This is a genomic window from Streptomyces sp. NPDC016851 (genome assembly GCF_055562795.1).
The window spans coordinates 19,590-32,226 of record NZ_JBVHEP010000010.1 but is presented as its reverse complement, the minus strand read 5'-3'; the positions used below and the strand labels follow the sequence as shown (position 1 = coordinate 32,226).

Below are 12,637 nucleotides of genomic sequence, written 5' to 3'. Positions count from 1 at the left end.
CCCCCGCTCCATGTGCCGGGGATGCCGTGTATTACGGCTGCTTCCCTTCCCCTGTTCAGCCTCCGCTACGTCTTTTCTCAGGTCAGGCGCTCTGGCCTTCTCTCAGGTCAGGCGCTCCCGTCGTAACGGACGCGGTGGCACAGGGCGGGGATCTCGCCGGAGGCGAGCTTCGGCAGCACGTCCGGCAGGTCCTCGAAGGCGGATTCGCCGGTGACGAGGGCGTCGAGCGCCGGGTCGGCGAGCAGGTCGAGGGCGAGGGCGAGCCGGTCGGCGTAGGTGCGGCCCGGGCGGGCCGGGGAGACGGTGCCGACCTGGCTGGAGCGGATGACGAGGCGCCGGGAGTGGAAGGCCTCGCCGAGCGGCAGGCTCACCTGCCGGTCGCCGTACCAGCTCAGTTCCAGCACGGTCCCTTCGGCGGTGAGGAGTTCCAGGGAACGGGCGAGGCCCTGCTCGGTGGCGCTGGCGTGCACGACCAGGTCACACGCGCCGAGGGCCTCCTCGGGAGAGGCGAAGCCGACGCCCAGGGCCTTGGCGATTTCAGCCCGGCCCGGGTCGGCGTCGACCAACTGGACGCGCACACCGGGGAACCGGGCGAGCAGCGCGGCCACCGAGGAGCCGACCATGCCCCCGCCGACCACGGCGATCCGGTCGCCGACCAGGGGCGCCGCGTCCCACAGGGCGTTGACGGCGGTCTCCACGGTCCCCGCGAGCACGGCCCGTTCGGCCGGCACGGTGTCCGGTACGGGTGTGACGGCGCTCGCCGGGACGACGTAGCGGGTCTGGTGCGGATAGAGGCAGAACACCGTACGGCCGACGAGGGCCTCGGGCCCCTCTTCCACCACGCCGACGCTGAGGTAGCCGTACTTCACCGGGCCCGGGAAGTCGCCCTCCTGGAACGGCGCCCGCATGGCCGTGTGCTGGTTTTCCGGCACGCCGCCGCGGAAGACCAGCGTCTCCGTGCCACGGCTCACGCCGGAGTACAGGGCGCGGACCAGCACCTCGCCCTCGCCGGGCTCCGGCAGACTGACGTCCCGGATGCCGCCTCGCCCAGGCGAGTCGATCCAGAACGCGCGTCCGGTGTGCTTCATCGAAGTCCTCCTGAACGATCGGGAAGCTGCTTGCGTACCGAGGGGTGCACAGGCCGCGCACAAGGTAGCGGCGTTGATCGACTCTGTCACACGGCCGGAGGGTGTTCGGTGGCCCTGAACAACACTTACGACGCGAGGCTCCAGCAGGAGACCGCCCTGGGGGCGGGAGTTCAGATCCTGCTGCTGGCCCTGATCGGCACGGCGATCGGGATGGGGCCGGCGGGCTGGCTGACCGGCCTCGCGTTCGCGATCGCCACCTGGGCGGTGCTCTCCCGGGCCCTGCACCGTTCCCGGCTGCGCTCGTTCGGCGCGGCGAACCGGGTCACCCTCGGCCGGGCCACCCTCGTCGGCGGGGTCACCGCGCTGGTCGCGGACTCCTTCCAGAGCTCGCCGCCCGTGTCGCTGCTCGTCGGTCTGACGGCGGTGGCGCTGATCCTCGACGGTGTCGACGGCAAGGTCGCCCGCCGCACCGGCACCTCGACCCCGCTGGGCGCGCGCTTCGACATGGAGGTCGACGCGTTCCTGATCCTGGTGCTGAGCGTGTACGTGTCGATGCAACTGGGCCTGTGGGTGCTGCTGATCGGCGGGATGCGGTACGTCTTCGTCGCCGCCGCGCGGGTCTGGCCCTGGCTGACCGCCGCGCTCCCGCCGAGCACCGCCCGCAAGACCGTCGCCGCGCTCCAGGGCGTGCTGCTGCTGCTGGCGGGCGCCGATCTGCTGCCGTACGCGGCCAACTTCGGGGTCGCGGCCCTGGCGCTGGGTCTGCTGGTGTGGTCGTTCGGACGGGATGTGCTGTGGCTGTACCGGACCTCGCGGGTCGAGAAGGCCCCGGCCCGGCGGCAGGTGCGGGAACTGGTCGCGAGCTGATCGCGAGCTGACGCCCCCGGCCGGTCAGGCGTCGAACCGGTCGCGCGCCGACTCGATGTGCCCGAGGTACTCATGGGTCCAGCCGCAGATCAGGTCGACGGTGGCGCGCAGGGCCCGGCCCGGTTCGGTGAGCGTGTACTCGACCTTCGGCGGCACGGTGGGGTGCACCTTCCGGTCGACCAGCCCATTGCGCTCCAGCATCCGCAGGTTCTGCGTGAGCATCTTGTGGCTGACGCCCTCGACCTCGTTGCGCAACTCGCTGAAGCGCAGGGTGCCTTCACCGAGGGCCTCGATGATCAGCAGCGCCCACTTGTTGGCCACGTCCGAGAAGATCTCCCGCGCCAGGGAGTCGGCCCGCCGCAGGTCCGCGTTCTCCGGCAGGTCCCTCAACTGCTTGGTCACCATCTGGTTCCCCAGTCACTGAAAAGTGCGTTCTTCCAGGTCGGCACAGACTCTCCTACGGTTTCCGAGTAACCGCAAGAGAGCGTGTGTTCGCGCTCGACCGAAGAAACGCAAGGACGGGAACCATGACCACGATCGATGTCTACGACCACGCCATCCCGGCGGAGAGCCACTTCGGCTACGCGCAGGCGATCAGGTCCGGTGATCTGATCCACGTCTCCGGACAGCTCTCGTTCGACGAGGCGGGCGGCTTCCGCGCCGAGGACGATGTCGCCACTCAGCTGAAGGGGACCTACGCCAACATCGACAAGGTGCTGGCCCACTACGGCGTCACGCGCAACCAGATCGTCTCCCAGACGCTGTACGTGGTGGACCTGGTGAAGAACGCCGACGCGGTGGCGGAGGGCAACCGGGCGTACTTCGGTACCCACCGCCCGGTCAGCACGGCCCTGGGCGTCACCGAACTCACCTTCCCCGGACAAACGGTGGAGATCAGCTGCGTGATCGACACGAAGCTGCCCGCGTGAGTCGGGGGGCGGGCCCTCGACGGGAGACGGTCAGCGACGCGTCCCGGCACCCACCAGGGCCCGCTCGTACGGGTCGAGGACGACGCCCCGGACCTCGGGGGCGACTCCGGCGATGATCTGCTGATGGGCCAGCGGCACGACCGCGTCCGTGCCGAGGACCGCGGCCTCGGCGGCCATGGCCGCGTCCTGCCGCTCGCCCGTGCCGTCGGTCCCGTCGGCCTTGCGCACGGCCCGGTCGACGCCCTCGTCGCACAGCAGGGCCAGGTTGTAGCCGCCGTCGCAGGTGTAGTCACTGGCGAGGATGCCGACGGGGTCGCCGGTGTCGAGCAGGCTGTTGCGGGCGCCGATGAACGCGTCGAACTTCCCGGCCAGGGCGTCGCTCTCCAAGCGTGAGTACTCGCGGACCTCCAGGTCGACGGTGAACCCGGCCTTTTCGAGCTGCTGTTGTACGACCTGGGCGACCTCGGGGAGTTCGGGCCGGTTGTCGTAGGTGGCGAGAGTGATCCGCGTGCCGTCGGGCCGGGCGGCGTCCGCGCGCCCCGTCGGCTTCACGCGCTTGCTCTCGGCCCAGGTGACGGCGGGCCCGTACACGCCCGCGCCCGGGTCGGCGTACCCCTCGAAGACACCCTTGACGATGACGGAGGAGTCGACCGCGGTGCGCGCGGCGGCACGCAGCGCCGGGTTCTTGAAGGGGCCGGTCCTGGTGTTGAGGTGAAGGCTGGTCGTCCGGGTGGTGCCGGCTTCCTTCAGGGTCTCCTTGTCGAGGGTGGCGGCCTGGGCGACGGGGACGGCCTCGGCGATGTCGACGTCGCCGGTGCGCACCGCGTTGGCGCGCGCGGTGCCGTCCTTGACGAAGCGTGCGTCGATGCCGGAGGCGTGGGCGCGGCCGGCCCAGTAGTCGTCGAAGCGGTCGAGGGTGGCCGAGCCGCCGCTGCTGACCTTGGTGATCTCGAAGGGTCCGGTGGCGGTGCCGACGGGCGTGGGGGCGCCCTTCCTCGCGTACGCCTTCGGGGAGAGGATCGCCAGGCTCGGGCTGGACAGGCGCGTGGGCAGCACGGGATCGGCCGCGCCGGTGGTGATCCGGATGCCGCGGCTGCCGTCGGCCTCGGCGTCGAGGGTGACCCCGGCGAGTGCGGCGGGCAGGGGCTTCGCCTTCGTGGCGCGGGTGAGCGCGTCGGCCACGGCGGAGGGGGTGACGTCCGTGCCGTCCTGGAAGGTGGCCTCGCGCAGGGTGAACCGCCAGGTCCGGTCGTCCTCTCGGCGCCAGGACTCGGCGAGCGCGGGGGTCGCGGCACCGTTGGCGTCCAGGGCGGTCAGGCCCTCGGTGACGCCGAGCCGGCTGAGGAGCGTGGCGTCGGCTCCGTACGGCGAGAAGTTCTCGGCGGGCGGGAAGGCGAGGGCGACGCGCAGCCGCGAGCCCGGCTGTCCGCCGTCCGACGACGACTCCCCCGGCGGGGAGACGAAGCAGCCGGCCAGGCCCGGGACGAGGACGAGGACGGTGAGGAACCGGAGGCCGTTCTTGATGCTCAGCTGACGCACTTGCACAGCATATGCATCAAGCCCGGCACGCCGGTCGGCCGGGTGCCCGAGGGCAGGGATGCGCCCAAGTCCCCTACGCCCAGAGGTTCAGCGGGCCAGGAGGTCCTGGATCGCGGCGGCGATCTCGTCGGGCGCTTCCTCGGCCATGAAGTGCCCCGCTCGGGTCAGCCGGTGGTCCAGGTCCGGCGCCCAGGCCTTCCACACCCCGGCAGCGTCATACCCCAGGCGTGTGCCCCAGTCCTGCTGGATGACCGTCACGGGCATGGCCAACTGCGATCCGGCGTCCAGATCCGCTTGGTCGTGCACGATGTCGATGCCCGCCGAGGCCCGGTAGTCCGCGACGATCGACGTCACCGCCGCGGCGCTCGCCCGCAGGTACTCGGCGCGCACCTCCTCCGGCACGGCGGTCGGATCGCCGGCCCAGGCGTCGAGGAACGAGCCGAAGAACGCGTCCGCGCTGTTGGTGATCATCGTCTCCGGAAGGCCCGGCGGCTGCGCCATGAGGAAGAGGTGGTAGCCGACCGCCGCCGGGGCGCCGTGCAGGACGTTCCACATGTCGAGCGTCGGCACGACGTCGAGGATGCCGAGGTGCGTGATGGTGTCAGGGTGGTCCAAGCCCGCCCGGAAGGCGACCAGGGCACCCCGGTCGTGGCCGACGAGGGCGAAGCGCTCGTGACCGAGCGACGCCGCCAGGGTCACGACGTCGGCGGCCATGGTGCGCTTGGCGTACACGTCCGGATCGGTGGCCTCGGGCTTGTCGCTGGCACCGTAGCCGCGCAGATCGGGACAGATCACCGTGTGCTGGTCGACGAGTCGCTCGGCGACGTGCCGCCACATCAGGTGGGTCTGCGGGAAACCGTGCAGCAGCACCACCGGGCTGCCGCTGCCGCCGACGGCGGCGGCCAACTCCACACCGTCCGTGCCGGGCACGCGGATGTGATCGAAGCCGGGAATGGTGAGCGCCATGGAAGGCCGTCCTTTCGGGCCGGGAACCGACCGGATCAGCCTGCGCGACGGCGATCAGCAGCCGATCAGTGCGGTTGGGCGCCGCCGGCTCCTGGCACGCAGGATGGGGGCATGCGCATCGACGTGCTCGGGGCCGTGCGGGCCCTGCGTGACGACGGCAGTCCCGTCGACCTGGGCGGGCCCCGCCATCGCGAGGTACTCGCCCGGCTCGTCGCCGCCGAGGGACGGCTGGTCACCACCGACACCCTCGTCGACGACCTGTGGTCCGATCCGCCGGTCCGCGCCGTGGGCGCTCTGCGTACCTTCGTCGCCGCACTGCGCCGCGCTCTCGAACCCGACCGGCCGCCGCGCACTCCGCCACGGATCCTCGTCACCGAAGGCCCCGGTTACGCACTGCTGCTGCCTCGCGAGGACGTGGACGTGCATCGGTTCCAGGACACTCTGTCCCGCGCCCGCCGCAACCCTGATGCGGTGACCGACCTCGCAGCGGTACTCGCCGCCTGGCGCGGACCCGCCTACGCCGATGTGGCCGACTCCGTGTGGGCGCAGCGCGAGCGGACCCGGCTCGAGGAGCTGCGGCTGGAGGGAGTGGAACTGCGCGCCCGCATCCTCCTCGACTCCGGGGAGGGTTCGGGTCTCGTCGCCGAGCTGGGTGCCCACGTCGCCGAGCATCCATGGCGCGAGCCGGCCTGGGAGCTGCTTGCCCGCGCGCTCCACCGCGCGGGCCGGCGGGCCGACGCCCTCGCCACCCTCCGCCGCGCCCGCGCGATGCTCGTCGGCCGGCTCGGGCTCGATCCCGGCCCCGCCCTGCAGAGCCTGGAGACGGAGATCCTCAACGGTTCCATGTCCCTCGAAGGCGCGCGGACGGCGTGGCCCGGCCCGGGTGTCCGGCTCGGCCCGCGCACCACGGTGGATCTGGCCCGCACCCTCGCCCTGGCCGGTGGCGACGCCCTCGTCCACTCGCGGCGCGACCGCCTCGCGGCCGTCCAGGCCGCACAACGCACGGGAGACCTCCTTCTGACGGCCCGGGTCATCGGTGCTTATGACGTGCCCGCGATCTGGAGCCGGGCCGACGACCCGGAGCAGTCACGGGCCGTGGTCGCGGCCGCCGAGCGCACGCTCGAGGCGCTCGGCCCCGACAGCCCCGCCGACCTGACCGCCCGCCTCCTGGCCACGGTCGCCGTCGAGAGCCGCAGCGCCGATCTGTCGGGGACCGGTCTGGAGCACGCGCACCAGGCGGCACGGAGGAGCGAGGCGCTGGCACGGGAGCTGGCCGACCCCGCTCTCCTGGCCTTCGCCCTCAACGGGGTGTTCCTGCAGTCCTTCTCCCGGCCCGGGCTCGCCGCGGTGCGGGACAGCGTCGGGGCCGAGATCCTCGACCTGGCCACCCGGCACGACCTGCCGAACTTCGCCGTACTCGGCCGACTCGTCCGTCTGCAGTCCGCCTCAGCGCTCGGCGAACTCGACGCCGCGGCCTCGCACGCCCACGCGGCCGAACGGCTCGCCGCGGCCACCGAGGCGCCCCTCGTCCCCGTGCTCACCGCCTGGTTCCGGGCCCGGGTCACTGCCGAGCGCAGCACCGAACCCGGCGGACCTGCCGCCGCCACGGCAGCAGCGCACTACCGAGCTGCCGAGGACGCCCTGCGGACGGCCGGCATGCCAGGGTTGCACCGTGGGCTGTTCCCGCTGGCCCTGCTGGGGCTGCGCCTGCTGCACGACCGGCCCGCGCCCACCGACCCGCGCCTCGACTGGGGTCCGTACCTGCCGTGGGCGCGACCGCTCGTGCTCCTCGCTCAGGACCGGGGCGAGGAAGCCCGTACCGCGCTGACCGCGGCGCCGGAGCCGGCGCGTGACCACATGCAGGAAGCCATGTGGTGCCTGACCGCCCACGCCGCCGTACGCCTCGGCGAGCGGGGAATCGCCGCACGCGCCGTGACCGCCCTGCGCTGCGCCCGCGCGGAACACGCCGGCGCCGCCAGCGGAATGCTGACCTTGGGCCCGGTGGCGCGGTACCTGGCGGAGGCGGAGGAACATGTCGGGGCAACGATCACCTGATCTGGCATCAGAAATGTTGCCTGGCTCATGAGTTCGCTCCACGGCAGGCCACGCGGTGGAGGGTACTCCCCGGCGGAGCGGACCGAGTGACGGGCCGTAGGGTCGGCCCATGACCGACACGGAGATCGTTGACGAATCCCCCGCGGCGAGGGCTGCCCGCTTCCGTGCGGAGGCAGCCGCGCGGGGAATTCCGGCCGCCGAGGTGGAGGCGTACATCCGCACCGCCCGCCCGGCGATCTATCTCGCCGAGGACGGCCCCGGCCCGGTGGTGGCGCTGACCGGCGGGAATCCGCCTGCGGCGGAGGGTACCCCGGCGCCGGCGGCTTCGTTCGTCGCGGCCGTCGACTGCGCGGCCCTGCCGCCCGGGGCGACGGATCTGCCGCTGCCGGCCGAGGGCCTGCTGCTGTTCTTCGCCGACCCCGATCCGGGCAGCGGGGCGGTGATCGCCGACGCCGTGCGCTACATGCCGGCCGGGACCCTGTTGCCGGAGCAACCGCTCGACCCGGAGGAGGAGCCGGGCGCCTACCGCCGGGCGCGCCTGGACTTCTGCTTCCACCAGTGGTCGTGGCCGTGGCGCGACGAGGACGACGACGAGGAGTCGCAGCGGGCCGCCGAGCTGGAGTCCGCCTGGTCTCACGTGGTCGGCTGGCGCCCTCGCTGGCGCTTCCAGCTCGGCGGTGAGCCGGTCCTGTTCAACTGGGATCCGGTCGAAGTGGCCCGGGACGAAGTGCCGCTGCCCGCCGGGGACGGCGACGAGTGGACGCTGCTGGCCACCTGGCGCGGTGATGATGATTGCGAGGAGCTGGAGTCGGGCCTCTTCCACTGGGTGATCCGCCGCGCCGACCTGGCCGCCCTGCGCTTCGACCGGCTGTACGTGTACGTCGACGCCTTCTGACCCCCATGGTGGTTCCGCGGGACACGCAGAACGATTTGACAGCACCGACGATCACTCCCTAAAACTCCATCACATGACATCCATTTTCAAAAAGGTGGGGCGGTCGTGAGGGTCGCGTTCGTCGGCAAGGGCGGCAGCGGCAAGACCACCCTGTCGGCGCTCTTCTCCCGCCACCTGGCGCGCTCCGGCGCACCGGTCCTCGCCATCGACGGCGACATCAACCAGCACCTGGCCGAGGCGCTGGGCGGCGAGGAGGAGGCCGCCCCTCCCCTGGGCGCGCACCTGCCCGAGATCAAGAACTACCTGCGCGGCACCAACCCGCGCATCACCTCCCCCGAGGCGATGATCAAGACGACGCCGCCCGGTCGCGGCTCCCGTCTGCTGCGTCCGCTGGGAGACGACGAGCTCCACGCGCGGCACGTCGGCAGCGCGGGCGGCGTCCCGCTGATGGTCACGGGCGAGTTCGACGAGTCCGACCTGGGGGTGGCCTGCTACCACTCCAAGCTCGGTGCGGTCGAGCTGTACCTCGGCCACCTGGCCGACGGTCCCGGCGAATACGTCGTGGTCGACATGACGGCGGGCGCGGACGCCTTCGCCTCGGGCCTGTTCACCCGCTTCGACATCACCTTCCTGGTGGCGGAACCCACCCGCAAGGGCGTCTCCGTCTACCGCCAGTACCGCGACCACGCGGAACAGTTCGGCATCCGCGTCGCGGTCATCGGCAACAAGGTGACCGGCGAGGACGACCTCCTCTTCCTCAAGGAACAGGTAGGGGACGACCTCCTGGCCTACCTGGTCCACTCCCCCTGGGTCCGCGCGGCCGAACAGGGCCGCGTCGAGGCCGGCCCGGACGCGCTCGACTCCCTCGAGCCCCACAACCGCCACGCCCTCACGATCCTCCGCGAGGCCGTCGACTCCCACCCCCGCGCCTGGGACCGTCTCCACCGCCACGCCGTCGAGTTCCACCTGCGCAACGCCCGAGCGTGGGCGGACGCCCGCACCGGCGAGGACCTGGCCGCCCAGGTCGACCCGGACTACGTCCCGGGCGCCCCGTCCACCACCTGACACCCTCCGGCCGCCATCCCCGACCGGACAGGACGACACTCCCCCATGGATCCTGAACCAGTCACCGGAGTTCAGGGACTGCTGACAGCACGCCCATCCTCATTGCCATCGCCATCGCCATCGCCATCGCCATCGCCATCGCCATCGCCCAGGAAGGTTGCCACGGCCGTCACGAACCGCCCCCGATCCTCCAGCCACGGAAAGTGCCCCGCCCCGCTCTGCACGACCAGTTCGGCCCTCGGGAACAGCCCCGCGTACTCCTTCATCACGCGCGCGGGCGCGGCCACGTCGTACTCCCCGGCGAGGACGAGCACCGGTGAGGCAAACGCGGCAAGGGCGTTCCGGGTGGCATCGGGGTCGAAGGCACCGTCGGAGGCGTAGCGTGCGGCGGCTTCGTCGTTGCGCTGTCGCTGCTCCGCCGCGCGGAAGGCCCGGGCCTCGTCGTCCCACCGGCCGTACCAGAACGGGGCGACGGCGTCCCAGTCGCCGGCCGTCGCCCGGCCGGCCGTGATGGTCTCCAGGGACGCGTACGCCGGGGCGAACCACGGTTCGTCCCGGCGCAGGCGTGCCGTCTCCAGGCGGTCCTCGGCGGTGATGCCGAGGCCGACGGCGAAGACGCTGGGCGTGATCAGGGCGAGCCGGCCCACCCGGTCCGGATGGCGGGCCGTGTACAGCGCGGCGAGATTCGCACCGGCGGAGTGCGCGAGCAGATCCAGCCGCTCCAGCCCCAGCTCCTGCCGCAGCGCCTCGACGTCGTCGACCTGCCGGTCACAGCGGTAGGACGCCGTGTCCCCCGGCACAGCCGAACTGCCGGTACCCCGGAGGTCCAGCCGGACCAGACTGCGGTGGGCGGTCAGCCCGCCCAGGTCCCCGAGGTAGACCGAGTCCTGCATCGGGCCACCGGGGAGACAGACCACGGGCGGTCCGTCCCCCGTCACGTGGTGGACGAGGGTGGTGCCGTCGGGAGCGGTGAAGGTGGGCATGGCGTGAGGCTGACAGGAGGCGAAGGCCGGGGCAACCGGATATCCGTCGGCAGGGCGGCCAGGCCCCTCCCCTTCCGGTCCAGGGGAGGGGCCGCCGCCCTACGGTGCTACCGCGCCGGCGTCGCGACCGGCGCCGGCGCGTAGCCGGTGGGCCGGGCCGTGAAGGTGCCGCGGCCCTGGGTGCGGCTGCGCAACCGGGTCGCGTAGCCGAAGAGTTCGGCCAGCGGCACGGTGGCCGTGACGACCGCCGCGCCCGCGCGGGTGACCGAGCCGGTCACCCGGCCGCGCCGGGCGGCGAGGTCGCCGAGCACGCCGCCCACCGCGTCCTCGGGCACGGTCACCGTGACCTCGACGACCGGCTCCAGCAAGGCCATCGCGCAGGTGCGCAGGGCCTCGCGGAGGCCGAGCCGGCCGGCCGTGCGGAACGCCGTGTCCGAGGAGTCCTTCACATGGGTCGCACCGTCGGTGAGCGTGACGCGCAGGCCGGTCACCGGATGCCCGCCGAGCGGCCCCTCGGCGAGAGCGTCGCGGCAGCCGGCCTCGACCGCCCGGACGTACTCCTGCGGCACGCGTCCGCCGACGACGGCCGAGCGGAACGCGAACCCTCCCTCCTCGTACGGCTCCACGTCGAGGACGACATGGGCGAACTGCCCCGCCCCGCCGTCCTGTTTGACGTGCCGGTAGACCAGACCGGACACACCCCGGGCGACGGTCTCGCGGTAACTGACCCGGGGGCGGCCGACGTTGACCTCGAGCCCCAGCTCGCGCCGGAGCTTCTCCACCGCCACCTCCAGGTGCAGTTCACCCATGCCCGACAGCACGGTCTGCCCGGTCTCCGGGTCGGTCCGCACCACCAGCGAGGGATCCTCCTCCGTCAGCCGAGCCAGTCCGGACGCCAGCCGGTCGGTGTCACCGGCCCTGCGGGACTCGACCGCCACCGACACCACCGGCTCGGGCACGCCCGGCGGTTCCAGCACGAGCGGGGCGTCCGGCGCGCACAGGGTCGAGCCGGCGCGGGCCGACTTGAGCCCGACGACGGCGACGATGTCCCCGGCGACCGCCCGGTCCAGCGGCGCGTGCCGGTCGGCCCGGACGCGCAGGATGCGGCCGATGCGCTCGGTGCGCCGCGCGCTCGCGTCCCACAGGGTGTCTCCCTTCTCGATCGTCCCGGAGTAGATCCGCAGGTAGGTCAGCCGTCCTGTCGGAGTGGCCTGCACCTTGAAGGCGAGGGCGACCGGCAAAGCCGCCGGGTCGGCGGGCCGTTCCCGTTCCTCGCCCTCGTGGGTGCCGCGCACCGGCGGCACGTCCAGGGGCGACGGCAGATAGTCCACCACCGCGTCGAGCAGCGGCTCCACGCCCCGGTTGCGGTACGCGGATCCGCACAGCACGACCACGCCGTCGCCGTCCCGGGTCAGGTCCCGCAGCGCCGAGGCCAGGGTCCGCGCGCCGAGCGTGCCCGTGTCGCAGAACTCCTCCAGGGCGCCCGGATGGAGTTCCGCCACGGCCTCTTCCAGCGCCCGGCGGCGCGCGAGGGCCTCGTCCCGCAGGTCGTCCGGCACCGGCGTCTCCTCGACGACGTCACCGTCGGCCCACCGCAGGGCGCGCAGGCGTACGAGGTCGACGACGCCGGTGAAGGCGTCCTCCGAGCCGATGGGCAACTGCACGACCAGCGGGGCCGGGTGCAGCCGTTCCCGGATCGACGCGACGGCCGCGTCGAGGTCGGCACCGGCGCGGTCCATCTTGTTGACGAACGCGATCCTCGGCACGCCGTGCCGGTCGGCCTGCCGCCACACCGACTCGCTCTGCGGCTCCACTCCGGCCACCGCGTCGAACACGGCCACGGCACCGTCGAGCACGCGCAGGGCACGCTCCACCTCGTCGGCGAAGTCGACGTGCCCCGGGGTGTCGATCAGGTTGATCCGGTGACCGTCCCAGGCGCAGCTCACCGCCGCGGCGAAGATGGTGATGCCCCGGTCCCGCTCCTGCGGGTCGAAGTCGGTGACGGTCGTGCCGTCGTGGACCTCGCCGCGCTTGTGCGTGGTTCCGGTGGCGAACAAGATCCGTTCGGTGACGGTGGTCTTGCCGGCGTCGACGTGGGCGAGGATGCCGAGGTTACGGACGACGGCGAGCGGGTTGCGGTTGATGCGCACGGCCCAGGGCCTTTCGAAGCGTTCAGGAAAGGGGCAGCGCGATTACCGGGCAAAACGAGCAGGTCGGCACCCAGACCTGACGTCACGTCAGCATCTAAGG

At 72.6% G+C, this 12,637-nt stretch carries 11 protein-coding genes; 5 read left to right on the top strand and 6 right to left on the bottom strand.

Going from position 1 to position 12,637, the window contains the following annotated elements; all coding sequences use genetic code 11:
- Nucleotides 1–107: 107 nt before the first annotated feature.
- The gene (locus ACZ3I3_RS17610) at nucleotides 108–1,088 is read right to left on the bottom strand and encodes a zinc-dependent alcohol dehydrogenase (RefSeq protein WP_467366005.1); all 981 of its coding nucleotides are present in this window, start codon (nucleotides 1,086–1,088) and stop codon (nucleotides 108–110) included.
- 108 nt (nucleotides 1,089–1,196) lie between these two features.
- Here ACZ3I3_RS17610 and ACZ3I3_RS17605 point away from each other — a divergent pair, with 108 nt between their 5' ends.
- Entirely contained in the window at nucleotides 1,197–1,955 is a 759-nt protein-coding gene (locus ACZ3I3_RS17605; RefSeq protein WP_467366003.1) for a CDP-alcohol phosphatidyltransferase family protein, read from the top strand.
- A gap of 24 nt (nucleotides 1,956–1,979) precedes the next feature.
- Here ACZ3I3_RS17605 and ACZ3I3_RS17600 read toward each other — a convergent pair whose 3' ends face one another.
- Nucleotides 1,980–2,360 carry a winged helix-turn-helix transcriptional regulator gene (locus ACZ3I3_RS17600; RefSeq protein WP_399406051.1) on the bottom strand — a complete coding sequence of 127 codons (381 nt, stop codon included), beginning with the start codon at nucleotides 2,358–2,360 and terminating at the stop codon, nucleotides 1,980–1,982.
- A gap of 122 nt (nucleotides 2,361–2,482) precedes the next feature.
- Between ACZ3I3_RS17600 and ACZ3I3_RS17595 the strand changes: the two genes are divergently transcribed.
- Nucleotides 2,483–2,884, top strand: a complete 402-nt coding sequence (locus ACZ3I3_RS17595) for a RidA family protein (protein WP_467366001.1) — start codon at nucleotides 2,483–2,485, stop codon at nucleotides 2,882–2,884.
- Between the two features lie 30 nt (nucleotides 2,885–2,914).
- Here ACZ3I3_RS17595 and ACZ3I3_RS17590 read toward each other — a convergent pair whose 3' ends face one another.
- A complete protein-coding gene (locus tag ACZ3I3_RS17590; protein ID WP_467365999.1) occupies nucleotides 2,915–4,429 on the bottom strand; it encodes an ABC transporter substrate-binding protein in 1,515 nt (504 codons plus the stop codon).
- Between the two features lie 81 nt (nucleotides 4,430–4,510).
- Nucleotides 4,511–5,389: an alpha/beta fold hydrolase gene (locus ACZ3I3_RS17585; protein WP_467365997.1), complete on the bottom strand. Its 879-nt coding sequence runs from the start codon at nucleotides 5,387–5,389 to the stop codon at nucleotides 4,511–4,513.
- Between the two features lie 111 nt (nucleotides 5,390–5,500).
- Here ACZ3I3_RS17585 and ACZ3I3_RS17580 point away from each other — a divergent pair, with 111 nt between their 5' ends.
- The 3 genes from ACZ3I3_RS17580 (at nucleotide 5,501) to ACZ3I3_RS17570 (ending at nucleotide 9,404) form a co-directional block, all read left to right on the top strand.
- A complete protein-coding gene (locus ACZ3I3_RS17580) occupies nucleotides 5,501–7,444 on the top strand; it encodes an AfsR/SARP family transcriptional regulator (protein ID WP_467365996.1) in 1,944 nt (647 codons plus the stop codon).
- Between the two features lie 109 nt (nucleotides 7,445–7,553).
- Entirely contained in the window at nucleotides 7,554–8,339 is a 786-nt protein-coding gene (locus tag ACZ3I3_RS17575) for a DUF1963 domain-containing protein (RefSeq protein ID WP_467365994.1), read from the top strand.
- A 105-nt stretch (nucleotides 8,340–8,444) separates the two neighbouring features.
- Complete coding sequence (locus ACZ3I3_RS17570; RefSeq protein WP_467365992.1) at nucleotides 8,445–9,404, top strand: ATP-binding protein; 960 nt, start codon at nucleotides 8,445–8,447, stop codon at nucleotides 9,402–9,404.
- Between the two features lie 71 nt (nucleotides 9,405–9,475).
- Here ACZ3I3_RS17570 and ACZ3I3_RS17565 read toward each other — a convergent pair whose 3' ends face one another.
- Both ACZ3I3_RS17565 and fusA read right to left on the bottom strand, forming a co-directional pair.
- Complete coding sequence (locus ACZ3I3_RS17565; RefSeq protein WP_467365990.1) at nucleotides 9,476–10,387, bottom strand: alpha/beta fold hydrolase; 912 nt, start codon at nucleotides 10,385–10,387, stop codon at nucleotides 9,476–9,478.
- A 107-nt stretch (nucleotides 10,388–10,494) separates the two neighbouring features.
- The gene (gene fusA / locus ACZ3I3_RS17560) at nucleotides 10,495–12,537 is read right to left on the bottom strand and encodes an elongation factor G (protein ID WP_467365988.1); all 2,043 of its coding nucleotides are present in this window, start codon (nucleotides 12,535–12,537) and stop codon (nucleotides 10,495–10,497) included.
- Between the last annotated feature and the right edge of the window lie 100 nt (nucleotides 12,538–12,637).

Coding starts and splice junctions, on each gene's coding strand:
- ACZ3I3_RS17595 (WP_467366001.1), top strand. CDS start 2,483: ATGACCACGATCGATGTCTACGACCACGCCATCCCGGCGGAGAGCCAC.
- ACZ3I3_RS17600 (WP_399406051.1), bottom strand. CDS start 2,360: ATGGTGACCAAGCAGTTGAGGGACCTGCCGGAGAACGCGGACCTGCGG.
- ACZ3I3_RS17565 (WP_467365990.1), bottom strand. CDS start 10,387: ATGCCCACCTTCACCGCTCCCGACGGCACCACCCTCGTCCACCACGTG.
- ACZ3I3_RS17580 (WP_467365996.1), top strand. CDS start 5,501: ATGCGCATCGACGTGCTCGGGGCCGTGCGGGCCCTGCGTGACGACGGC.
- ACZ3I3_RS17575 (WP_467365994.1), top strand. CDS start 7,554: ATGACCGACACGGAGATCGTTGACGAATCCCCCGCGGCGAGGGCTGCC.
- ACZ3I3_RS17585 (WP_467365997.1), bottom strand. CDS start 5,389: ATGGCGCTCACCATTCCCGGCTTCGATCACATCCGCGTGCCCGGCACG.
- ACZ3I3_RS17610 (WP_467366005.1), bottom strand. CDS start 1,088: ATGAAGCACACCGGACGCGCGTTCTGGATCGACTCGCCTGGGCGAGGC.